The sequence below is a fragment of the Ruoffia sp. FAM 26254 genome (assembly GCF_045528545.1).
Taxonomy (GTDB): Bacteria; Bacillota; Bacilli; order Lactobacillales; family Aerococcaceae; genus Ruoffia; species Ruoffia halotolerans.
In genome coordinates, this window is the sequence record NZ_JBGQQY010000007.1 from 22,973 (window position 1) to 48,143 (window position 25,171).

The 25,171-nt window shown below is 35.9% G+C and carries 22 protein-coding genes and 3 other annotated features; of the genes, 21 read left to right on the forward strand and 1 reads right to left on the reverse strand.

Translation table 11 applies throughout. The features are described 5' to 3' along the window. Positions 1-2: 2 nt before the first annotated feature. A complete protein-coding gene (locus ACEN3Z_RS03130; protein WP_407089579.1) occupies positions 3-1,013 on the reverse strand; it encodes a BMP family protein in 1,011 nt (336 codons plus the stop codon). 435 nt (positions 1,014-1,448) lie between these two features. Here ACEN3Z_RS03130 and ACEN3Z_RS03135 point away from each other — a divergent pair, with 435 nt between their 5' ends. The 21 genes from ACEN3Z_RS03135 to ACEN3Z_RS03235 all read left to right on the forward strand — a co-directional run bounded on the left by ACEN3Z_RS03135 (position 1,449) and on the right by ACEN3Z_RS03235 (position 25,158). Then, positions 1,449-3,173, forward strand: coding sequence for a septation ring formation regulator EzrA (locus ACEN3Z_RS03135; RefSeq protein ID WP_138403621.1), 1,725 nt, complete (start codon positions 1,449-1,451; stop codon positions 3,171-3,173). A 168-nt stretch (positions 3,174-3,341) separates the two neighbouring features. Continuing rightward, a complete protein-coding gene (locus ACEN3Z_RS03140; protein WP_407089580.1) occupies positions 3,342-4,484 on the forward strand; it encodes a cysteine desulfurase family protein in 1,143 nt (380 codons plus the stop codon). A 12-nt stretch (positions 4,485-4,496) separates the two neighbouring features. Beyond that, on the forward strand, positions 4,497-5,714 hold the full coding sequence (gene thiI, locus ACEN3Z_RS03145) for a tRNA uracil 4-sulfurtransferase ThiI (protein ID WP_407089581.1): 1,218 nt from the start codon (positions 4,497-4,499) through the stop codon (positions 5,712-5,714). An 80-nt stretch (positions 5,715-5,794) separates the two neighbouring features. Continuing rightward, positions 5,795-6,289, forward strand: coding sequence for a redoxin family protein (locus ACEN3Z_RS03150; protein ID WP_338489372.1), 495 nt, complete (start codon positions 5,795-5,797; stop codon positions 6,287-6,289). 197 nt (positions 6,290-6,486) lie between these two features. Then, on the forward strand, positions 6,487-8,409 hold the full coding sequence (locus tag ACEN3Z_RS03155; RefSeq protein ID WP_407089582.1) for a fructose-1,6-bisphosphatase: 1,923 nt from the start codon (positions 6,487-6,489) through the stop codon (positions 8,407-8,409). A gap of 90 nt (positions 8,410-8,499) precedes the next feature. Then, positions 8,500-9,237: an NAD-dependent protein deacylase gene (locus ACEN3Z_RS03160; protein WP_407089615.1), complete on the forward strand. Its 738-nt coding sequence runs from the start codon at positions 8,500-8,502 to the stop codon at positions 9,235-9,237. 79 nt (positions 9,238-9,316) lie between these two features. After that, positions 9,317-9,520 (forward strand) — a binding site (T-box leader). A 90-nt stretch (positions 9,521-9,610) separates the two neighbouring features. Next, a complete protein-coding gene (locus tag ACEN3Z_RS03165) occupies positions 9,611-12,244 on the forward strand; it encodes a valine--tRNA ligase (RefSeq protein ID WP_407089583.1) in 2,634 nt (877 codons plus the stop codon). Positions 12,245-12,351: 107 nt separating this feature from the next. Beyond that, complete coding sequence (locus tag ACEN3Z_RS03170; protein WP_407089584.1) at positions 12,352-13,692, forward strand: bifunctional folylpolyglutamate synthase/dihydrofolate synthase; 1,341 nt, start codon at positions 12,352-12,354, stop codon at positions 13,690-13,692. Positions 13,693-13,748: 56 nt separating this feature from the next. Beyond that, the gene (gene radC, locus ACEN3Z_RS03175) at positions 13,749-14,444 is read left to right on the forward strand and encodes a DNA repair protein RadC (RefSeq protein WP_338489363.1); all 696 of its coding nucleotides are present in this window, start codon (positions 13,749-13,751) and stop codon (positions 14,442-14,444) included. A gap of 158 nt (positions 14,445-14,602) precedes the next feature. Then, positions 14,603-14,803, forward strand: coding sequence for a cold-shock protein (locus ACEN3Z_RS03180; RefSeq protein WP_338489361.1), 201 nt, complete (start codon positions 14,603-14,605; stop codon positions 14,801-14,803). A 219-nt stretch (positions 14,804-15,022) separates the two neighbouring features. Continuing rightward, the gene (locus tag ACEN3Z_RS03185) at positions 15,023-16,426 is read left to right on the forward strand and encodes an aldehyde dehydrogenase family protein (RefSeq protein ID WP_407089585.1); all 1,404 of its coding nucleotides are present in this window, start codon (positions 15,023-15,025) and stop codon (positions 16,424-16,426) included. Between the two features lie 220 nt (positions 16,427-16,646). Continuing rightward, positions 16,647-17,666, forward strand: coding sequence for a rod shape-determining protein (locus tag ACEN3Z_RS03190; RefSeq protein WP_407089586.1), 1,020 nt, complete (start codon positions 16,647-16,649; stop codon positions 17,664-17,666). A gap of 27 nt (positions 17,667-17,693) precedes the next feature. Then, on the forward strand, positions 17,694-18,533 hold the full coding sequence (gene mreC, locus ACEN3Z_RS03195; RefSeq protein ID WP_407089587.1) for a rod shape-determining protein MreC: 840 nt from the start codon (positions 17,694-17,696) through the stop codon (positions 18,531-18,533). Continuing rightward, entirely contained in the window at positions 18,534-19,076 is a 543-nt protein-coding gene (mreD, locus tag ACEN3Z_RS03200; protein ID WP_407089588.1) for a rod shape-determining protein MreD, read from the forward strand. It abuts the gene before it with no gap. Between the two features lie 110 nt (positions 19,077-19,186). Continuing rightward, positions 19,187-19,408 (forward strand) — a binding site (T-box leader). Between the two features lie 110 nt (positions 19,409-19,518). Continuing rightward, positions 19,519-20,334, forward strand: coding sequence for a transporter substrate-binding domain-containing protein (locus ACEN3Z_RS03205; protein WP_407089589.1), 816 nt, complete (start codon positions 19,519-19,521; stop codon positions 20,332-20,334). A 43-nt stretch (positions 20,335-20,377) separates the two neighbouring features. After that, positions 20,378-21,181: a transporter substrate-binding domain-containing protein gene (locus tag ACEN3Z_RS03210; protein WP_407089590.1), complete on the forward strand. Its 804-nt coding sequence runs from the start codon at positions 20,378-20,380 to the stop codon at positions 21,179-21,181. A 141-nt stretch (positions 21,182-21,322) separates the two neighbouring features. After that, entirely contained in the window at positions 21,323-22,690 is a 1,368-nt protein-coding gene (locus ACEN3Z_RS03215) for a Sapep family Mn(2+)-dependent dipeptidase (RefSeq protein ID WP_407089591.1), read from the forward strand. A 16-nt stretch (positions 22,691-22,706) separates the two neighbouring features. After that, positions 22,707-23,684 (forward strand): dipeptidase, encoded by a 978-nt coding sequence (locus ACEN3Z_RS03220; protein WP_407089592.1) that lies wholly within the window; start codon positions 22,707-22,709, stop codon positions 23,682-23,684. A gap of 9 nt (positions 23,685-23,693) precedes the next feature. Next, complete coding sequence (locus tag ACEN3Z_RS03225) at positions 23,694-24,320, forward strand: DUF1054 family protein (RefSeq protein ID WP_407089593.1); 627 nt, start codon at positions 23,694-23,696, stop codon at positions 24,318-24,320. 61 nt (positions 24,321-24,381) lie between these two features. Further along, positions 24,382-24,457 (forward strand) — a sequence feature (ribosomal protein L21 leader region). A 42-nt stretch (positions 24,458-24,499) separates the two neighbouring features. Continuing rightward, the gene (gene rplU / locus ACEN3Z_RS03230) at positions 24,500-24,808 is read left to right on the forward strand and encodes a 50S ribosomal protein L21 (protein WP_138403602.1); all 309 of its coding nucleotides are present in this window, start codon (positions 24,500-24,502) and stop codon (positions 24,806-24,808) included. 2 nt (positions 24,809-24,810) lie between these two features. Continuing rightward, positions 24,811-25,158 carry a ribosomal-processing cysteine protease Prp gene (locus tag ACEN3Z_RS03235; protein WP_138403601.1) on the forward strand — a complete coding sequence of 116 codons (348 nt, stop codon included), beginning with the start codon at positions 24,811-24,813 and terminating at the stop codon, positions 25,156-25,158. Positions 25,159-25,171: the final 13 nt, after the last annotated feature.

Below are 25,171 nucleotides of genomic sequence, written 5' to 3' on the forward strand. Positions count from 1 at the left end.
TATTATTCTGGAGCATCTGGAACTTCAATGTCTCCGTCTATAATTTGTTGTTTGTAATCTTCGATGACTTCTGATGCTTCATCGGTTAATCTTCCTTCTGCGATACCTACACCATCGTTAGCAAGGTTAAACCATTGGATGCCAGGTTCAAAGCCTTCTTCCATCATAGTATTACTGAAAGAGTGAATGGCATTCCCAGTGTTCTTTAAAGTAGAAGTTAAGTTGATATTGCGAGTTTCACCATCAATATCTACTTCACCTTCAGCACTTTGGTCTAAATCAACACCGATGACCCATAAATCTCGGTCAGGTTCAATACTTACTAAGTCTTTAGCTTCTGAGAATACACCGTTACCAGTAGGGCCTGAAGCATGGAAGATGACGTCAATATCATTCGAATACATCGTCGCAGCAATTGTACGACCAATTGATGGATCGGTAAAACTTCCTGCATATTGAATTTCGATATCAATAGAATCGTCGACGGCTTGAACACCCGCAACGAAGCCGGCTTCAAACTTATCAATAACAACGCCCTCAACACCGCCAACGAATCCAACTTTATTCGTTTGAGTCGTAGTCGCTGCAGCTACACCAGCAAGAAAAGCAGCTTCTTCATCGGCGAAGTTTAAAGAAGCAACGTTTGGTAAGTCAACGACTGAATCGACCATACCGAAGTATTGATCAGGATATTGTTCTGCAGTTTCCTGAACAGCTGGCTGTAATTTGTAGCCAATGGCAAAGATAATATCGATATTGTTTTGAGCAGCTAGATTTAGGTTTGTAATGTAATCAGCTTCAGTATCTGATTGGAAATAAGAAAAGCCATTCAAACCTTGTTCTTTGCTGTGTTCTTCACCCCAACGTTGCATGCCTTCCCAGGCACCTTGGTTGAAGGATTTATCATCAATACCTCCAACGTCCGTGACCATCCCGATACTAAAATCATCCTGGGCTTGAACACTTACAGTGGAGAGCATAAGTAAACTTGAGAAAAGTAATAAAGATTTCATTTATTTACCCAACCTTTCAAATATAATAAATATAGTATAGCATGTTTCTATAATAGAATTAGTATTTTTAATATAATAAATCGAATTTCAGTAATTTATTGAATTATTTACATATATAGTGATAATTTATAATCATTTCTGTTATTATAGTAAGTGTATGGGTGTACTATAGAACAATTTGACAGGTTTGGAATGATTTATATATACAAGTAGTATGATGACAAGTAAATATCTTGTCTATATTAGTACAGAAATAAGGTTGATTTAGATAAAAAGATGGAACATCGAGAACATAAACGATGTCATTAACGCTAATGCCTTTATTTATCTAGATAAATACTTTAATTAATGACTTGTAAATGCTATAATCTAGATTGACAATTTATGTAGTAAATTTAAAACACATATATATACTGATTGATGAGGAGCGAGACAATGAATTTAACCTTTACTGATATTTTATTTATCATCGTTATCCTCTTTCTTGTTGCATCGGGGGTTATTTTTTATCTAAGAACGCAGCGTGCGAAAGAGATTCGAGAACTAGAGAATCGTAAAGACGAGATGATGAGCATTTCAATTGCTGATCAGTTGTTTACGTTAAAGAATATGGACTTAGCGGGCCAAACGAAACGTAAATACGAAAGCCTTGTAGCAACTTGGCAAACTCTAACAAACTTCCAATTTACTGAAATTGAAGCGATGTTAGTTGGTGCTGAGCAATACAGCGAACAAATGAACTTAATGAAGGCTAAGACAGCTTTAGACGAAGCACGTGACTTACTTGATGAAACAGAAGTCCAAGTACACGATTTACATGATGAGTTAACGGCTTTACTAAAGATTAGTGAAGATAATCATGAACGTAATGAAGCGCTACTTGAACGATACAACACTGCTCGTAAAAGTATCATGAATCATTCATTTGACTATGGACCAGCCATTGAAACGTTAGAGAAAAACTTACAATATTTAGAGTTAAACTTTACTCGTTACAATGAATTAACAACAGCGGGCGATCATATTGAAGCGGATGATATGTTAGATACAATAGAAGCAGACTTAGGTAGCTTAGAAGACATTCTTGAGAAACTACCTTCAATGTATAACAAGATTAAGAAAGATTACGAAGATGCTTTAGAAGATATTCTTGATGGACACCAAAAAATGCTTGAAAGTCACTTTAACTTCGAAGGCGTGGACGTTCCTGAGAAAGCAGAAGAAATTCAAGAAAAACTGAACGAAGCGAAAAATCACATTAAAAATGCCGACTTAGTTGACGCGCAAACATTAATGGATAAAGCAGACCGTGAAATTAATTCATTATATGACTTTATGGAAGCTGAAATTGAAGCGAAGAATTATGTGAATACACATATTAATCAATTGCGCACGCGTTTCGAAGAAGTAAGAGAAAATAATCGTTATGCAGGGATTGAAGTAGACCGCATCGCGCAAAGTTATATCTTACACGAGAACGAAGTTGATCAAATCGGTGAACTAACTGAACAAATTAACGCAGAGTATGGACGATTTACTGACACTGCCGGAACGATTGAATCCGATGGTGCAGTCTTTACTCAAGTTGCAGAACAATTAAGTCGTATTGAAAAGAATTTAAATGAATACGATAGCAAGCAACAAAAAATCGTTAAAGATTTAGGACAACTTAATGCACGCGAGCGTGAAGCGAAAACAAACTTAGATTCATATGAACTTGATTTACGTAACATGAAGCGACGCTTAGAGAAGCAACATTTACCAGGTTTAAGTTCTAATTACTATGAGATATTCTACAAAGTGACAGACGAGATTGAATATTTATCTAAACAACTAAATCGTGTTCGCATTGATATGGTTGAAATTGAAGGCTTAGAGAAACAATTAGCTGAAAACTTAAATAAATTAGATGAATTAACTGAGTCTACTGTCGATAGTGCAACACTAACTGAATATATGATTCAACATAGTAACCGATTCCGTTTTGACTATCCTGAGATGGATCAAGCCATTCATGAAGCAGAATACTTATTCTATGATGAATTCCGCTACGACGAAGCTTTAAATGTTATTGAAAAAGCTTTATACCGTGTTGACCGTGAAGGTCCGACTCAAGTTAGACGTATGTATCAACAAGAAAAACAAAATCGCGTATTCTAAACAATACAATAACCTTTGAATTTTGACTTTTAGTCGATTCAAAGGTTATTTTTTAAGTTTAGTAAATATTATATATACACTGACATCTAATCTAAGCTATGTTATAATGTTTGGTGCTGTTTTTAGAATATTTTTATAGATAAGAAAAATTGTAGAAGGAGAAATGCCATGTATTATTTCGATAATAGTGCAACAACAAAGCCGACACCTGAGATTCTGAATATATATCAGAAAGTGTCATTAAATTACTTTGGAAATCCCTCAAGTGCACATAAACTTGGAGAAGAAGCTAAAGCATTAATGACATCCGCACGCAAACAAATTGCTGCGATATTAGGCTTTGAAAGCAATGAGATTTACTTTGCTTCAAGTGGGACTGAAGTGAATAACTGGGTCATGCAACCGATCTTAAAAGCAATTAAACAAATTCATCCCAATAGAAATAAAGTATTAATCTCTTCGATTGAGCATCCAGCTACAATGAAACAAATCCCACTGTTAGAATCATTAGGCTACCAAGTGGAACTAATAAAAGTTGATGCCAACGGACAGATTGACTTGGCCCACTTTGAAACTTTATTAGATAATGAAGTTCTACTAGTGTCAGTCATGGGAGTAAACAATGAAGTTGGAGCAATCCAACCTGTTAAAGAAATGGCCACTTTTTTACAAAAATACCCACAAGTGATTTGGCATATGGACGGCGTTCAGACCATCACTTCGCAAATCGCATTGCTGCGTGAGCCACGCATTGATATGATTACTTTATCAAGTCATAAATTCCATTCAGTACGCGGAGTAGGTATACTAGCCCAACGTCAACGCGTTCCTAATATGCCTTTACTTCATGGTGGTGGGCAAGAGACTGGTCGACGCAGTAGTACTGAGAATTTAGCGGGAATCGTTGCGACAAGTCGAGCGCTAAGAAAAATGAATGAAATCCAAGCGGATACAAAAGAAAGATTAGCAACTTACCGCGGTAGAATCATTGAAACTTTAAAAAATCTTGATTGGCAAGTATTTGCTGAGACAACAAGTAGTGAACATATTGTTTGTGCAGCTTTAGCACCCGTTCCCGGAGAAGTGCTATTACATGCTTTAGAAGCACACGATATCTTTGTTTCGACAACAAGTGCCTGTGCTAGTCGCTCGCACCAAGAGCATGCGACATTAAAAGCCATGGAAATACCCGACGAGATCAGTAAATCAGCGATCAGGCTAAGTATGGCTCATTCAACTACAGATGAAGACGTAGATTATTTACTTAAGACCTTAGAACAAGTAACTGAACAGTTTAAAAATTACGCCTAAAGGGGGGTTATAATGGAAGAAAAGCAAATTAAAATTCATTACGGAGAGTTATCAACAAAAGGTAAAAACCGTAAAATGTTCCAACAGAAGATGGCGGAACAAATTAGACATAAGACTAAACATATTGAGCGCATTAAAATTTTCCCTAATCGTGATTTTATGTTTATCAAATGGGAAGAAGCAAGATATGAAGAGCTCATTGAAGTATTAAAAGATATCCCAGGTATTTCACGTTTTGAACCAGTTTATCCTGTAGCAAAAGACATGGATGCTATTAAAAAAAGAGCATTAGAATTATTCAGTGAGTTAAATATTCAAGACGGTGAATCTTTTAAAGTCGTTGCTAAACGTTCTGATAAGGAATTTGAACTAGATACTTACGAAATTCAACGTGAAGTTGGAGATGTTATTGGGGAAGTTTATCAAAACCTAGCTGTTAAGATGACAAGACCGACATATAAACTGACAGTCAGTATTCATCTGAAAGATGAAGCATACTTAAGTTTATTATCATACCAAGGACTCCAAGGGATGCCTTATGGATCAAGTGGGCGTGGGATGTTAATGTTATCAGGTGGTTTTGACTCACCTATCGCAGGTTACTTAATGATGCGTCGAGGAATGGAGATTGAAGCCGTTCACTTTAGTAGCCCACCATATACAAGTCCCCAAGCTCTAGAAAAAGCGAAAAAATTAACAGCTAAATTAGCACACTTTGGAATGCCAATTAAGTTTCATAACGTTCCGTTCGCTAAAATCCAAGAAGAAATTAAAGCACATGTACCAGACAGTGAATCGATGACCGTGATGAGACGCTTTATGTTGCGAATCATGGATCAGCTTATTGAACGAAATAATGCTGATGCTATTGTCAATGGAGAGTCTCTAGGACAAGTTGCTTCTCAAACTATCAAGAGTATGCGTGTAATCAACGAAGTAACTTCAACACCCATCTTTAGACCATTAATTGCGACAGATAAAAATGAAATTATTAATTTAGCCGAGAAAATTGATACCTTTGATATTTCTAATGAACCTTATGAAGATTGCTGTACAGTATTTGCACCAACGGCACCTCATACAAAACCAAAACAAGAAAAAATCGAAGACTATGAAAGTGCACTAGATATCGAAGGCTTAGTGAAAGATGCCGTTGAAAATACTCATATTGAGAAGATTGATGAAGACTATATAAAAAACCAAGAAGCAGATTTTGCTGATTTACTGTAAGCAATAATCAGAATCTTTGAAGTATTCACTTGCAAGCGATATAATGACAATAGTATTAAAATATGAAAGGGAGTTATATCATGCAAGTAACATTTAAAGGCGATCCAATCGAAGTAAAAGGTACTCAACCTTCAGTAGGGGACAAAGCACCTAACGCAACTGTTACTAACAACAAAGGTGACAAAGTAGAATTAGAAGATGTAATTAAAGGCAATGTAACAATTCTAAGTGTTGTACCTGATGTATTAACTCGTACATGTGAATTACAAACTAAGAACTTTGCTGAAAAGACTGCAGATAAAGGTTATAAATACATTACACTTGGTCGTAATACTGTAGACGAATTCAATGAGTGGAACAAAGAAAACAATCTAAATGTTGATACTTATACAGATGCTGACGGAGAATTCGGTAAAGCATATGGTTTAGATATTGAATTAGGTGGAGACGTTCGTACAACGCGTTCTGTATTTGTTGTAGATAAAGATGGAGTCATCCAATACAAACAAATCGTCGACGAGGTTGCTGACGAACCTGATTATGACTCAGCTTTAGAAGCTGCAGATAAACTATAAGATTAGTTAAATCTCAAAATATATTGATTCATAAACCGCCCAAGAATTTTTTTGGGTGGTTTATTTTGCTATGAGTTATGTTTTGACTTGGAATATGGAGATTAGACAAATTTTAAAAAGGAATAAAATAATATTATAAGAAAACTAAAGCCATTTTGTACAAAATGTACTATTATATATTAAAGGGGTGATGAGGAATGAGTAATAAATATTATGCACTTTTAAAGGAAAAATTTCCGACTAAGGAAAGTGTCTTAACAGAAATTATTAATTTAGAAGCAATTATGCAATTACCTAAAGGGACTGAGCACTTTGTGAGTGACTTGCATGGTGAGTATGTTGCTTTTAACCACGTTATGCGTAACGGTTCAGGGAGTATTAAGGAAAAGGTAACGAACTGCTTTAAAGACCGTGATAATATCGATATTGATGATTTAAGCGTATTAATCTATTATCCAACAGGCAAGATAATATTGGAAGAAAATCGATTAAATAGTGAAGAGATTAAAAAATGGTATCGTAAGCAAATTCATTTATTAATTGAGGTAACTTTATTCTCAAGTACAAAATATACTCGTTCAAAAGTGAGAAAAACGTTAGACTCACAATACCGTTATATTATTGATGAATTATTATCAGAATCTAACCCAAGTTTAAATAAAGAAGATTATTTTGATACAATTATTGATAAAATCATAGAATTAGGACAAGCGAAGCCTCTAATTCGTTCTCTATGTATCGCCATTCAACATTTAGTTGTTGATCACCTACACGTTGTTGGGGATATATTTGATAGAGGTCCAGCGCCAGATAAGATTATTGATCGTTTAATGGCCGTACCAAGTATCGATATCCAATGGGGGAACCATGATATTATTTGGATGGCAGCGATGGCAGGGTCCCTTGTGTCAATTATGAATGTGATTCGAATCTCAGCGCGTTATAATAATTTAGATGTCATTGAAGAATCATATGGAATTAATATCAGACCATTAATTGAGTATGCAGATAAATACTATGAGCCTATTGATAAATTCAAACCTAGACTGAGCGATATCAACGAAGTTTCTGAATTAGAATATCGAATTTTAAATATTATCCAACAAGCAACAAGTATTCTTCAATTGAAACTAGAGGGTCAACTTTATACTAGACGACCTGATTTTATGATGGAAAATCGTGACATGTTGAGTGTCATTAATCCAGAAAAAGAGACTATTACAATTGACGGAAAAGAGTATGCATTAAATAATTTTCATGCACCCACTGTGAATTGGGATAATCCTAATGAATTAACAGAAGAGGAAGAAATCTTACTTGAAAAGCTAAAAGATTCATTTATAGGTAGTGAAAAACTTAGACGGCATATTAACTTCTTATTAGATAATGGAGGAATGTATTTAGTTTACAATAATAACCTACTTATTCATGGTGGAATTCCTATGCATGAAAATGGCGATTTTAAATCATTACGGATTGATAATAAGTCGTATGCTGGGAAAGAATTACTCGATTTCTTTGAGTTGCATGTATACAAAGCTTTCATGAACAGAGAAGTTTCAGATGACTTTTCAACAGATATTATGTGGTATTTATGGTGCGGGGATTCGTCGTCATTATTCGGAAAAGGTGCGATGAAGACGTTTGAACGTTATTACATCGAAGATAAAGAAACGCATAAAGAACCTAAGAATCCATATTACCAATTAAGAAATAATGAGATTAATTGTTTAGACATATTACATGAATTCGGGCTAGATAAGACAGCACATATTATCAATGGTCACACACCAGTCAAAGCTAAAGACGGTGAAAGCCCAATTAAAGGGAATGGTCGCCTAATTGTTATTGATGGAGGTTTCTCAAAACCTTATCATTCACAAACTGGTATTGCTGGTTACACTTTATTATCAAACAGTTGGGGTATGCAGTTAGTAGCTCACCAGCCATTTGATTCAATCGATGATGCGGTGATGAACAAGAAAGATATCGTGTCAGTTAAACGATTGGTTGATCGTGTAGAAAATCGAACAAGAGTAAAAGAAACAACTGTTGGCGAGAAACTTCAAAAAGAGATTGCTGATTTAGAAGAACTCTTTAAAAATTACGAGCGTTATTAACATCTACTCTTTATTTTTCAGCAAAGTGATTTGTATGAAAAATAAAGAGTTTTTTTGTAATATGAATATGTACAATAAATTAAGGAGGCTATTATGAATAAGATTGAAAAGTTACAACAACAAATAAAAGATTCAAAGCATATCGTCTTCTTCGGTGGGGCAGGAGTTTCGACTGAAAGTGGGATTCCTGATTTTCGTTCGGCCGAAGGAATCTTTGTTCAAGAGGCAGGTTACCAATATTCACCCGAAGAAATTATTTCACATTCATTCTTTCTACAACATCCTAAAGTATTCTTTGATTTTTATTTTGATAAATTAATTTATCCTGATGCAAAACCAAATTCAACGCACCAATTTATTGCTGATCTAGAAAAGGTAAATAAAGACGTCACAGTCATTACACAAAACATTGACGGCTTGCATCAAGATGCTGGAAGTACGACAGTCTATGAACTTCATGGAACGGTGAGAGAAAATTACTGCCTAAATTGTCATCGAGAATTTACAATTTCAGAGTTAGAAAGAGATGCTGATGGCATTCCAAGATGCCCGGATGATCAAGGAATCGTTCGACCGAATATTGTCTTGTACCAAGAAGGTTTAGATCAAGATATTCTCAATCATGCGATTAAAGCGATTCAAGAAGCAGACATGCTAATCATTGGAGGAACTTCTTTAGTCGTATATCCTGCTGCTGGTTTAGTAAATTATTTTGGTGGCGAATATTTAGTGGTTATTAATAAAACAATCATTCAAGCAGGACAATATGGGGCTTTAACTTTCGAGGATAGTTTATCAAATGTGTTTAACCAAATTAACTTAAGATAAGTTTAATAAACAGTATAAAATGAGCCATCGGCTACTTGTGAAATCTAGTCAGATTTGATACACTATGTCTATATTTGAATACATTGCTAAGAAGAGAAGAGTAATTGACAGCACACTACAGAGAAGGGACAAATGGTGAAAGTTCCTAATGTTGATGAAGGTAGCTTGGAGCAATAAAGTGCGAAGATATTTTTGAGTGCTTTACGGAGATGACACTTCGATACAAACAAAGAGAATGAGTAATCATTAAATTAGGTGGTACCACGATAACGTCGTCCTATGTCCAGACATAGGACTTTTTTTGTGAGAAAAATAAGTGATACGCTTTAAAAATGCATACTAAAAATAATTATACTTAGAAAGGATTGACAGAATGAGTAAAAAAGTATTATCAACTAAGTACCAACCGCAAGAAGTTGAAGCGGGCAAATATGAACAATGGCTAGAAAAGGGTGTTTTTAAACCGAGTGAGAATCCGAATGCAGAACCTTATTCAATCGTTATTCCACCACCAAACGTGACAGGTAAACTCCATTTAGGACATGCTTGGGACGTTACATTACAAGATATGATTATCCGTCAAAAACGTATGCAAGGATATGATACGTTATGGTTACCAGGAATGGACCACGCTGGAATCGCCACTCAAGCAAAAGTTGAAGCCAGATTACGTGAACAAGGTATTTCAAGACATGACTTAGGACGTGAGAAATTCTTAGAAAAAACGTGGGAATGGAAAGAGGAATATGCTTCACATATTCGCGAGCAATGGGGAAAAATGGGGGTATCAGTCGATTACTCTCGTGAACGCTTCACGCTAGATAAAGGTTTAAACACAGCAGTAAATAAAGTATTTGTTAAATTATACGAGAAAGATTTAATTTATCGCGGTGAATACATCATTAACTGGGATCCAGTAGCACAAACAGCTTTATCTGATATTGAAGTTATCCATAAAGATGTTCAAGGAGCATTCTACCATGTTGAATATCCAGTTGTTGGTTCAGATGAGCGTGTAGAAATTGCGACCACTCGTCCTGAGACGATGTTAGGAGATACTGCAATTGCAGTTCATCCTGAAGATGAACGTTACCAACACTTAATCGGTAAGACTGTTCTATTACCTCTAATGAACCGTGAAATACCAGTTGTAGCCGATGAATACGTGGAACGTGAGTTCGGAACAGGTGTGGTTAAGATTACACCAGCGCATGACCCTAATGACTTTGAAGTAGGAAATCGTCATGACTTAGAACGTCTAAATGTGATGCATAAAGATGGATCAATTAATGCGAACGGTGGAAAATACGAAGGCATGGACCGTTTCCAAGCACGTAAAGAAGTAGTTAAAGACTTAAAAGAACAAGGTTACTTAATAAAAGTTGAAGAGCACTTACACTCTGTGGGTCACTCTGAAAGAAGTGGGGCTGTTGTAGAACCATATCTTTCAACTCAATGGTTCGTAAGAATGGAACCTTTAGCTAAGCAAGCGATCGATAATCAAAAGACTAATGATGCGGTAGAATTCTTCCCACCAAGATTCAATGATACATTTATTACTTGGATGGAGAATGTTCATGACTGGGTTATCTCACGTCAATTATGGTGGGGACACCAAATTCCAGCTTGGTATCATAAAGAAACAAATGAAGTATATGTTGGTGAAGAAGCACCATCGGATATCGAAAACTGGGAGCGTGATGAAGACGTATTAGATACTTGGTTCTCATCTGCATTATGGCCATTTTCAACGATGGGTTGGCCCGAAGAAACTGACGATCTTAATCGTTACTTCCCAACTAATACGCTAGTAACGGGCTATGATATTATCTTCTTCTGGGTAAGTCGTATGATTTTCCAATCATTAGAATTTACTGGAGAAAGACCATTTAAGAATGTTTTAATGCATGGGTTAATTCGTGATCCTGAAGGTCGTAAGATGAGTAAATCATTAGGGAACGGAATTGATCCAATGGATGTGATTGAAGAGTATGGTGTGGATGCTTTACGTTGGTTCTTAGCGAACGGCTCAGCACCAGGGCAAGATGTTCGTTATATTCCAGAAAAATTAGCATCAGCATGGAACTTTATTAATAAGATATGGAACGCAAGCCGTTATGTATTAATGAATGTGGATGATATGACGCTTGAAGAAGTTCAAATTGGTGACGATATGTCCTTAGCGGATCGTTGGATTTTATCACGCCTACAATCTGTAACAGAGAATGTTACTCGCTTATTCGATAAGTTTGAGTTTGGTGAAGCGGGTCGTGTGTTATACCACTTTATTTGGGATGATTACTGCGATTGGTATATCGAAATGACAAAAGAAAACTTACAAGATGATAGTACAGATAACACAACAACGAAAAGTATTTTAGTCTATGTACTAGACCAATTCTTACGTCTATTACATCCAATTATGCCATTCGTGACTGAAGAAATTTGGCAACAAATTGCTCCCGCAGAAGAGTCAATTGTTGTATCAAACTATCCAACTGTACAAGATAAGTTCATTGACAAAGATAGTGAAGAAGCAATGACGAAATTAATTGATATTATTCGTTCGGTTCGTCAAATTCGTAATGAAATGAATACCCCACTTTCAAAAGCGGTCGATTTATATATAAAAGTAACAGACGAATCAGATCGTAACGTATTAGAAGAAAACATTGCTTACATTCAACGATTCTGTAACCCAGAGCATTTAGAAATTGGTAGCGAAGTTGAAACACCGAGTGAAGTTGTAACACAAACTTTACCGTTCGCACAAGTCTTAATGCCATTAGAGGGCTTAATTAAAATTGAAGACGAAATTAAACGTCTTGAACAAGAAAAAGCTAAACTAGGAAAAGAAGTTGAACGTTTAGTTAAAAAATTAGGTAACGAAAACTTTGTTAAAAAAGCTCCTGAAGCCGTTGTCAATGAAGAACGCGCTAAAGAAGCAGACTATAACAAACAATTAACTGCAGTTACCGAAAGAATTGCACAATTAAAAGCACTATAAAAAACAACGAGTATTCCCTAAAAGAAACAATTGGGCAATGAACAAGAAGTATTATTTTCAGGGGAGTTAATATTCGAATTATATTAACGGGGAGTCTTGATTATAAAATGAAATTTACTAGTGTCGAACAAGCAACTGCTTGGCTAGATGCACAAACAAATCCTAAACAAAGAATTGGTCTTAAGAAAATTGAAACAGCAATGAACTATGTTAATAATCCACACCTAGGACTTCCAGTTATTCATATAACTGGAACGAATGGTAAAGGATCAACAACTACTTTTCTTAAAGAATTGTTACTAAGCCAAGGATTAGCTGTTGGAACTTTTACATCACCACATATTATGCGCTTTAACGAAAGAATCAGTTACAATGGCGAAAATATTAGTGATGATAATTTAATTCGAATTATCGAACAAATGGTTGAAGTTAATGAATATATGGAAACAACAGAATATGGACGTCTAATTTTCTTTGAACTTTATACTGTCATGATGGCTCTGTACTTCCAGGAAAAACAACCTGATGTTTGTTTAATTGAAGTAGGTATTGGTGGGGAAAATGATTGTACCAATGTATTTAAAGCTGATTTAGCGATTCTTACAACTATTGGTTTAGATCATGAAGATTTATTGGGAGATACTGTTGAAGCAGTCGCTTCTGAAAAGTCAGGAATTATTAAAGAGAAATCGATTGTAGTCACTGGCCCCATCCAAGCCTCTCCCTTAAATGTTGTAAGTGAACGTGCAAAATTAAAGAATGGCTCGCATGTGAAATTTGGTGTCGATTATGGTTTTGACTCTATCCAAAACTTAAAGGAAAATGGGTCTTCATTTGACTTTTGGCAAATCGTTGACAGTCAAAAACAAGTTCGAAATTGGCATATTACGATGCTAGGACGTTATCAAATAGATAATGCCACAATTGCTTTAAAAGCATTTATTGCTTGGATGTCACATCTTGACCAACACATTAATTTTGAAGATGCTGCCTATGCGTTAAAACATACAAAATGGATGGCCCGAATGGAGAAAATTTCGGATACCCCAATTATATATATCGACGGTGCTCATAATGCGCATGGTTTAACTGCACTAAAAACTATGGTCGATGAATACTTCTATGATAAAGAAATAACAATTTTGTACGCAGGCTTATCGACGAAAAATCAAGATGAACAATTGCCAATATTACAAGCCTTTGAAGCTGAAAAACTTTATTTAACTCAATTTGATCATCGAAAAGCGATGTCGATTGATGATTTTGAAGAGTTAGCAGATGAATTGCTCAATACTTCATTTACAATGGTTGAGGACTGGCAAGGTTTTCTTTTAGAATTTGTCGAAAAAGCTGATGAAACTAAGGATAGAATCCTATTAGTTACAGGATCATTGTACTTTGTTTCAGATGTGAGACAATTATTTTTGAAAAAAGTGAAAATAAAATAATGGAAATGCCTCTTTTTTGCGTATTTATATATATACACAAAAAGGAGGTATTTTTTATGTACATTTCAAAATCATTTATTCGAGAAGTTCCAAAAAATTTGCAACCGAGGGAAAGATTACTGACCTATGGTGAAAAAGCCTTGTCAGATCAGGAATTGTTAGCAATATTGTTTAGAACTGGAACACGAGAAGAGAATGTACTCAATCTTTCGCTGCGTTTTATCGATCACTTTCAAAATTTAAATGAATTAAAACATTCCAGCATTGAAGAGTTTCAACAAGTCAAAGGTGTCGGACCGGTGAAGGCCATTGAGCTTAAAGCCGCGATAGAATTAGGTTACCGGATTGCGACGAGTGCAGTACCAAAGTATGGACATATTGTGTCTACCAAGTCTGCTGGGGAATGGCTCATTACAGAAATGGCTGATTTACATCAAGAACATCTTGTTGTATTATTTCTTAATACCAAAAATGAAATTATTAAGAAACAGACTATCTTTATTGGCTCCGTAAATAGTTCTGTCGCGCATCCTAGAGAGATTTTCAAAGAAGCGGTAAAGTATCCAACGGCTCGAATTATCATCGCTCATAATCATCCAAGTGGGGATACACAACCAAGCCCAGCAGACTTACACTTTACTAGGCGAATGATTGCGTGTGGTGAGTTAATGGGGATTAATGTTTTGGATCATTTGATTATAGGGCAGCATGAATATTTAAGTATTCATGAAACCACGAACTTATTTGATTAAAATTTTAAATAAAAATGTAAAAATATTGCATTTTTTATCCATTGTGATAACATTAACATATGTTTTTGTCAGAGGTAAGAAAGATTTTTAAATAATTCAATTCGTACCATCAGCAAGAATATAATACAAGTGCTAGGCACGAAGAGGAGGCTATGAAAATGGCAGAAGGAAAAGTAAAATGGTTTGACGCTGGTAAAGGATTCGGATTCATCGAACGTGATGGAGAAGAGGACGTATTTGTACATTTCTCAGCAATCCAAGGTGACGGATTCAAATCTTTAGAAGAAGGTCAAGAAGTATCTTTCGATATTGAAGAAGGAGCTCGCGGACCTCAAGCAGCTAACGTTAATAAACTATAATTTTGTTAACAATGACTAATTAAAATCTCTTTAAAGAGTAAGGCTCAGGACATTTGTCTTGAGCTTTTTTATATGCATATAAATTGAATGAAAGTGCTTCCGATGATAGACTGAATTGTGAACAGAGTAAATATTAAACCATTATATTGATAGTGACTCATGTATTTATTGAATGAATTTAAACATATGATGCTTATAATCATGAAAGGGGAAATATTAGTGAAGACTTACCAAATTTATATCGATGGTTCTTGGACAAATAGTCAAAGCCCAGAGACAAAAGATGTTATTAACCCTACAACCGAGGAAGTCATTGCGAAAGTTCCAATTGGAAATAAAGAGGACGCGAATAAAGCTGTTGAAGCTGCAAAAAGAGCATTCCCAAGTTGGAACACGTTATCACCTGAAGAACGCGCGGAATATGTCTTAAAAATTGGAAAAGGCATTCGTGAAAGAGCAGAGGAAATTACAGACTCAGTCGTAGCAGAACTAGGATCTGCTCGTAGTTTTAGTGAATATTCTCAAGTCGTTCGTTCAGCTGAAGAACTAGAGGCTTCTGTTGAAGCATTAAAACAATTTGATTTTACAGAAGAAATTGAGAATGCGACCATTATGAAAGAGGGCGTTGGTGTTGTTGCAGCTATTACACCTTGGAACTATCCTTTAAACCAAATTCAGCGTAAAATTACACCCGCACTTTTAGCAGGGAATACAGTTGTTGTTAAACCTGCTTCGGATACACCGATAACTGCAATGATACTAGCTGAAATCATTGATGAAGCTAGGTTACCTAAAGGTGTTTTCAACTTAATTACAGGTAGCGGGAGTGATTTAGGGGACTACTTAGCAGGACATACTGATGTCGGCTTAATTTCCTTCACAGGTTCGACGGATGTCGGTCGTAATTTATTCGACAGAGCTAAAGGTGGCATTAAAAAGCTTGTACTTGAACTAGGTGGTAAATCTGCCTTAGTTTATTTAAAAAATGGTGATTTACAAACAGCAGTGAAATCTTCAATGGATACGGTATTAAATAATACAGGACAATCGTGTTCTGCGTTAACTCGCTTACTTGTGCCAGAAGATGAACTTGACGCCGTGAAAAAGGCACTTGTTGAATATGTCGAAGAGGCTAAAGTCGGCGATCCAAATGATAAAGAGATTGTTGTTGGTCCCCTAGTTTCAAAAGGACAAAAAGAAACAGTTCTTGAATACATTGAAAAAGGAAAACAAGAAGGAGCGGAAGTTCTTATTGGTGGGAATGAAATTGGCCGTAAAGGATACTTTGTTGAACCAACTGTATTTGTGAATGTTTCTAACGATATGACTATCGCACAAGAAGAAATTTTTGGCCCAGTGCTTTCAGTTATTACTTATAAAGATGTCGCTGAAGCCATTGAAATCGCGAACGACTCAGAATACGGTCTAAGCGGCGCTGTTGTGGGTGTCGAAGAAGAAGCTTTAGAAGTAGCTCGTCAACTTAGAACAGGAAATGTTATTGTTAACGGAGCGACAGTTAACAATGCGGCACCTTTCGGAGGTTATAAACAATCGGGTGTTGGCCGGGAGAAAGGCCATTACGGAATTGAAGATTACTTAGAAATTAAAGCGATATTTAAATAAGTTTTATTAGGGGCTAGCAAGACAGCCCCTTTTTTATGGGAAAAATTAGAAGAATAATAAGTCTTACTTAAGAAGTTCGAGTAATCCTATTTATTTAGTTTACAAATTGAAAAAAACTTATATAATTTTATTAAGAGTGTGAAGATTGGTAGCTTTTTGATTGATTGGTTTGCTATAATGTTTTGGTATGATTATATTCTTGTCAAAAGGAGGAGAAGCAATGTTTTGGAATAAGCAAAGACTAGGCATTGACCTCGGTACTGCTAACACCATCATTTATATTGAGAAAAAAGGCATTGCGCTGAGAGAACCTTCCATTGTTGCCAAGCAAATAGAAACCGGTGAAATTGTTGCCTTTGGAAAAGAAGCTGAGCAGTTAGTTGGAAGAACCTCTGACAAATATGAAATTATTCGGCCAATGCGTGATGGGGTTATTGCAAATTTCGGATTAACAAAACAGATGTTATCGCACTATATAAAACAAGCTGTTCATCGGTCCATTTCACGGCCAGAAGTAGTTATCTGTGTGCCAAGTAATATTTCAAAAGTTGAAAGACGAGCAATGATTGACGCCATTAAAGACTTAGGAATTTCACGTGCTATGATCATTGAGGAGCCGTTTGCAGCAGCTTTAGGTGCTGACTTATCAATATCCGAACCCCGCGGAAAGATGGTGGTCGATATTGGTGGTGGAACAACGGATGTTGCGACCATCTCTTATGGTGAAGTTGTAGATAATATTACAACTCGTGCTGGTGGGAATCGCATGAATGAAGCGATTCAAGCATTTGTTCGTGAAAATTATCAATTAGCCATTGGTTACGGTGAAGCAGAAGCATTGAAGATAGAAATTGGGAATGCGAAATTTACTGAATATGATAAAAATGATAAGATGGTCGTTAAAGGTCGTAATATCGCAACTGGTGTTCCTGATGAGCGAATTATATATGCTAAGGTTGTTTCTGAAGCCTTAGATGAAGTCATCTCGATGATCGTAACGTCAATTAAACAAGTGTTAGAAGTGACGAAACCTGAGCTTTCTGTTGATATAATGGAATCTGGCATTGTCCTATCGGGCGGTGGCGCCTTATTGAAGCGTCTACCTGAAAGATTGTATGACGAAATTGGTATCCCTGTGCACTTATCTAAGATACCTCTCGATAGTGTCGCAATTGGTGCAGGAAAGATGCTGAAAGAACTAAATAAACAAGGTAAAGAACACGAGCGTCGCTCACGCTAGAGTTTTTTAGGTAAGGAAGAGGAATGAATGTTAAATAATAAGAAATTAATCGGATTACTTATCTCAGGTATAGCCGTAATTTCATTGGTATTCTTTTCACTGAATAATGGGACTACTAATGTTGTCAGTAGTGCAGTCAATGAAACCGGTGCGTGGGTAGGAAGAGTCTTCTCTGCTCCCGTGAATATCGTAGTGAATTTTGTTGATTCAGTTGATGAATTAATAAATACCTTTGAAGAAAATCAAAGTTTAAAATCTAAAATTGATGAAATCGATGAGATGCAAGTAAGAATTGCAGATTTAGAAACAGAAAATGAAAAAATGCGTCAAGAATTAGATTTATCAGAGACGTTAAGTGACTTTACTCGTGTCAATGCCACGGTCATTTCTAGAAACCCTGACCAATGGATGGAAACTCTAACAATTAATGTTGGGGCCAATGAAGGTATCAAAAAAGACATGTCTGTCATGGCTGGGAATGGTTTAATTGGACGTATTGTCGAAGTAAACCCAATGAGTTCTAAAGTGATGTTATTAACAACACAACAACAAAACGAAAGCATGGTCTCTGCAAGAATCCAAACGCAAGGTGATTCATCAGCCAATGGTATCGTGAGTTCATATGATCCAAGAACCGGACATTATATTATGACTCAAGTCGATCCAGCAGCAGAAGTGGCAAGTGGTGATATGGTTATTACATCAGGTCTTGGTGGAATCACACCTGCTACTTTATTAATTGGGGAAGTAGCTGAATCTTATATGGATGATTATGGCTTATTCCAAGTTGTTGAAATTGAACCTGCGGGTGAGATGACTGATATTCGTTTTGTCACAGTGATTATCGGTGAAGGGCAGAGTGAATAGATGAGAATCAATCGTTGGCAAAGATTAAAGTGGACAATTCCTGTAATTTTATTCCTAACAACAATTATTGATGCAGCCTTACCAGCCATATTTCCAGCTGCATTTTTAGGGAATGGCCAAGTGATCGTATCACATATCACTTTGTACTATATTGTGACATTTGCTTTTTATTTTCGTGAAAGTAATATTTTAATTTATAGTTTTATGTTTGGGTTATTCTATGATTCGTATAACACAACCGTTTTAGGTGTTTATGCTACTTTATATTTCATCATCGCTTATTCAATTATTAAAGTTAAAAAGTATTTTCCAAAGAAGATGCCAGTTCATGCGATGTTATTCTTTGTAGGGATTGTAATCCTCGATGCCTTAGTTTACGTCTTTTATAATGAATTAGGCACGTCAATGATTTCTATGACTGGCTTTTTAGTTTCAAGATTAAGCCCGACATTGATTTTTAATATTGTGATGGCGATTATTCTTTATTTCCCAACACGAAGCTTATTAAATTGGTTAGGTTACGAAGATTACATAATATTCTAATTATTAGAATGAAATGATAAAAAAACGGCAGAATGAAAGTTTTTTTAATAAAATGATAAAAACAGTTGACTTATCTTATAAGAATTGCTAAACTCATTTCAAGTTAATAAATTAAGTCTGAGATTAAGAGAGTAGACAATAAAGCTCATCAAAGCGAGGTAAGGTAGAGTGGAAGCTTACCGATGAATTATTGTTGAACCGCACTTATGAGACAGGCAAGTGAATAAGTAGCTTGCTTCGCTGTCTGAGCGTTAACAATTTTGAGGGAATTCTTCTAGTTTATTTAGAGGAGTTAACTAGAGTGGTACCGCGGTCTCAAACCCGTCTCTATGTTCGAAGGAACTAGAGACGGGTATTTTTGTATGCATTTGTAAATAAGGCTTAATATTTAACAGTCGCGTTGAAGTTGAATTAAATAGAAAAACAAAAAGGAGAAATAAAAATGAAAAAAATGATGAAAGTATTATTATCTGTCGTAGTCGTAATAGGTTTATTCGCATCAGTGAAACCAGCAGAAGCACAAAAAACATTAGCTGATATTCAAGAAGCAGGTGAATTAGTCGTAGGTACAAGCGCTGATTTCCCACCATTTGAATGGGTAGTCCTAGATGGAGGCGAAGCACAAGTCGTTGGGATTGATGCGGATCTAGCACAATTAATTGCCGATGAAATTGGTGTTGAGTTAGTTATTGAAGATACATCATTCGATGGTTTAATTCCTTCAGTTAGCTCAGGCCGTGTAGACATGGTTCTTGCAGGAATGACTTATTCTGAAGAACGTGCTGAGCAAGTGGATTTTTCAGAAGTTTATTATGAAACAAATAGTAAATTCGTTGTCCCTGTTGGAGAAGAAGGAAACTTTGAGTCAATTGAAGATTTCGCTAATTTAAAGATTGGTGTTCAAAAAGGTACAATTCAAGAAAGTTTACTAAATGATGTTCTTCCTGATGCTGAATTAGTATCAATGAACAAAAATGGCGATCTTATCGAAGCTCTAAAATCAAAACGAGTGGATGCAGTCTTAATGGACGGTATCGTCGTTGGTGAATTCGTTAACTTAAACAGTGACGCAATTGTCTTACTAGACGACATCCAAGTTGAAGAAGAAAACGAAGGTTTCGCTGCTGTAACGGCTAAAGGTAACACTGAGTTAATGGAAGCCATCAATGAAGTTATCGCTGATGTGACTGAATCAGAACAAATGGAAGAAATCGTAACTAAGAATACAGAATTAAACGCTGAACAAACGGAAGAATAGGCGATAAAGAAAGCATCAGCGGACAATATCAGGAGGCGTAACAATGAAAAAAATAATGAAAGTTATCACAGCTGTGATGTTATTAGCATCACTTGTCTTACCATTATCAAACGCAAAAGCACAAACAACGCTAAAGAGCATTAAAGAAAAAGGGCAACTTGTTGTTGGAACATCGGCTGATTATCCGCCTTTCGAATGGATTTCTATCGAAGATGGGCAAGAGGAAATTATTGGAGCAGATATTGATTTAGCACAAAAGATTGCCGACGAAATTGGGGTAGAGCTCGTTATTGAAAATATGGGCTTTGACGGTTTAATCCCTTCGTTAAAGACAAATCGTGTGGATATCTTAATTGCTGGTATGGGTTATACTGAAGACCGTGCTGAGCAAGTTGATTTCTCAACACCTTATTATGAAACAACAGATTACTTCGTTGTTCGTGCTGAAGACGCAGAACAGTTTGAAGATGTCTCAGCTTTTGCTGAGAAACGCTTAGGTGCTCAAAAAGCTTCAATTCAAGAAGGAATCATTCTAAGTGAATTCCCTGATGCAAATTTAACTTCTCTAGGGAAAAATAATGATTTAATTCAATCACTATTAACAAACCGTTTAGATGCTGTTTTATTAGACGAAGTCGCAGCAGCTCAATTTATAAAGCAAAATGATGGTAAACTAGTTCTTTTAGAAGAATTCCCATTCATTGATGAAGAAGCTCAGACAGGTCAATCAGTTATTTTGAATAAAGATAACGAAGATTTGTTAGAAGTCATTAATGGCGTTGTTGAAGAAATGGTTGAAAATGGCGAGTATGATGAGTTAATTGAAAAATATATAGAGTTAATCTAAAGAAATATCAAAGAAGCCGTTTGTAATATTACTGACGGCTCTTTTTTTAAATGAATATAAATATGTTAAACTTAATAAGAATGTAAGCCTTTATATCATATTTATAATTGAAGATAAGTATTTACGGGAGGATTTGGTTGAATGGATTTAGCAGAACGAATTAAACAATTGACAGAACAGCACAATGATATGATCATTGAAGGAATGGTTGACTTATTACAGATTCCCACAATATACGAAGAAAAGACTGTTTCTGAAGAAGCACCTTACGGTGAAGGTATCGCGAACGGACTTGCTTGGATGAAGGAAAGAGCCGATCAGGATGGCTTTAATACTTTTAACGATAAAGGCCAGTATTTAGTTATCGAACTACCTGCATCTGAAAAGACTGACAAACGTATTGACGTTGTTGGACACATGGATGTCGTTTCAGTTGGAGATGGTTGGAATTACGATCCATTTGGAGCAGAAATTGTAGGAGATCATCTCTACGCACGTGGTGCTCAAGATATGAAAGTGGCTGTTTGGTTGTCCTATGTATCTTTACTAATGATTAAAGAAATGGATTTAACTTTAAGCCATAATTTACGTCTCGTAGTAGGAACAGATGAAGAGAGTTCATTCGAAGATATTGTATACTATGTAGAACAAAATGGCTTACCAAACTTTATGTTTACACCAGATTCATCATTCCAAATAACACTTGGTGAAAAAGGGGATGCAGCCTTTTCATTAGAAGGGGAAATTCAATCAACGATAGTTGACACAATCGAAACAATTAACTCTGAAAATGCGATTAATGATCGTGTTGATGTCATTCTTAAAGAAGAAGCGATAGATAAAGTCACTGAAGCACTTGAGGAATTAACTTTCAAACATGCGTTAGTTGGTAATAGTTTAACTATTTATGGGAAATCTGCACACAGTTCTAAGCCTGAATTAGGAGAAAATGCACTCGCACACTTATTCAAATTGCTAGCGGAGAAATTAGATGAAGAATGGGCAGTGCCATTTAATGCAGCTTTTAATGACTACAACGGTGCTGGTTTAGACTTAAAATCACACTATGAACCTATGGGGTCACCGACTGTGAATCCGTCACAATGTCATTTAACAGATGGTGAACTTAGACTTGTGGTAGATATTCGTTTCCCTAATCCGGTTACTAAAGACCAATTACAAACAACTTTAGAAAGTAAGTTTCCAAATTTTATTATTGGGAACCATTTCCACTTCCCACCTACTGAAATTTCAATGGATAATCCCTATGTAAATCAATTAATGGGAGTTTATGATGATTGGATTTCAGAGGATCAGCCTGCATTTTATAGTGGGGGCATTACTTATGCCAAATTATTCCAGGGAGTTGGTGTCGCATTCGGAATCACATACTTAAATGATGGTATGGAAAACCGCGCACATCAGGCAGATGAATACTTTAATTTATCAGCCATACCTACCGTTTTGGGTGCTCTAACAGATGCAATGGTTCGTTTAATTCAATTATAGAAAGTAGGGTTTATGTATGAAGTTCATTGATTTACATGCAGACACACTTATGCATACGTCGTTATCAGGTGCCGATTCTTTAATGCACAATTCTCTAACACACCTTGATATTCAACGATTAAGTCAAGGCGGAGCGATGGCACAATTTTTAGCTGTTTTCATGCTAAATGAAGCCATATTTAAAAAGCAAAATAGACCAATAATTAGCGATAAAGAATACATCGATCAACTATACAAACATTTACAAGAAAGTATTGATAAGTTTAGTAATAGCATTCAATTAGCAACTAACTATGAGACACTTGGAAGCAACCAAATGGCTAATAATATCTCGATATTCTTAACTTTAGAAGACGGCAGACCGATTGGGGAAGATCTCACTCGCTTAGAAGATCTATACGAGATGGGCTTTAGATTAGTCACACTTACTTGGAATAAAGAAAATTCTATTGGATACCCGAATAGTTTTGACAAGAACGACATGCGAAAAGGCTTAAAGAAATTCGGCTTTGAAGCTATCGAATTAATGAATAGCCTAGGCATGGTAATTGATGTCTCGCATCTATCTGATGGTGGGTTCTATGATGTGATTGAAACGTCAACGAAACCAATCATTGCGAGCCACTCAAATGCAAGAGCTCTTTCACCGCATCCAAGAAACTTATCAGACGATATGATCAAGAAAATCGCTGAGTCTGGTGGAGTCATTGGTCTGAATTTCTTTGGCAAATTCTTAAATAAAGATATAACGCAAAATCAATCGACCATTAAAGTTATGATTGAACACTTGGACCACATTCGTAACATTGGTGGTGCAGAAGTCCTCGCTTTAGGAACAGACTTTGACGGCATGAGCGGTGAGTTAGAAATTGATGGCCCAGATAAGATGAATCTGTTATTTGATGCCTTATGGCATTCAGGCTGGGATTACGGAACTATTGAAAAATTTGGTTTCCAAAATGCCATGCGTGTAATTAAAGATGTAATGAAATAGGGGAATGTGATGGAAAATATTTTTACAGAAGAGGAATTCAATCTCTTCAATATTAAAGGCTTAGACACACAGATGGCTTTGATTCGCTCAGAAATCCAACCATTATTTAGATATTATGGTCATTTCATTTCGGAGCATATTCAAACAAAATTGAATTCAACTGAATCCTTGCCAGTTCATGTCGCAAAGCATATCCAACGCTCAGTTCACGAGCTAGAATCAACTTGGTGTGCCATTGGTGGAGATAACCGTGGTTATAAGAAATATCCTCATTTTCAAATTGGGATTAAGGGAGAGTATCTTTTTATTATGTTGTCTTTTATTGATAATATCTTATATCAAAAAGATATTGCGAAACTCTTTCAGGACGATATTGAAGTGTTTCAATCTTTACCTGAGGATATAATGATTATTCCCAATCATACCAAATTGGCTTATGAAACGATTCAAGAAGCGGATTTAGCTAAGTTATTCGAACGTCTAGAAATAGTTAAAAGTGCAGAGTTTATGATTGGGAGAATTGAACCTAAGATGAACCATCAATTACAGTCTGAAGAAGACTATAAAGTTTGGCTAGCAAAGACAGTTGATGAGCTTTTACCTATGTATCAAAAAGCAATGAAATTTTATGAATAATTATTAAAAATAGTTGACGCTTATCTATTATTTTGCTATGATACTACTGTTGTATTTGTGCACCCATCTGCAACCGCACATCTTAAGTATATAAGTGATGGAAACATCCACTTAAAATGGCGAGTCTCGGTGTAGGAGTAAGTGATTACTCTGACAATAAAAATATAGGAGGTGCTTGAATGTACGCAATTATTAAAACTGGCGGAAAACAAGTAAAAGTTGAAGAAGGACAAACAATCTTCATTGAGAAGTTAGACGTTAACGAAGGTGACACAGTCACTTTTGATGAAGTTGTATTAGTAGGTGGAGAAGACACTAAAATTGGTGCTCCATTTGTAGAAGGTGCTACTGTTGAAGCGACTGTTGAAAAACAAGGTCGCGGTAAAAAAGTAACAATCTTCAAATACAGACGTCGTAAAGACTCTCATACTAAACAGGGTCACCGTCAACCTTATACAAAAGTTACAATTAACTCAATTAACGCATAATAATGATTAACATATCATTTTATCGCGATACTCATAAGCACATTAAACAAGTCTTAATGACGGGTCACGCAGGTTATGCTGATCCAGGTTATGATATTGTTTGTGCGGCAGTATCGAGTCAAGTTATTTCAGTTGAGAATTCATTAGTTCAATTGTTGAACATTGAAGTTGAAACGGAAGTAAACGAAATTGAGGGAGGTTACTTAAAAGTAACGCTACCTTCAAATTTAAGTAAATCAGTGACTCATGATGCGCAGTTATTACTTCAACATTTGCATTTTGCTTTTGAAGTGCTGGCAGAAAGTTATCCTGAATTTATAAATATATACGAAAAAGAATTCATATCATAGGAGGTGCATTGGA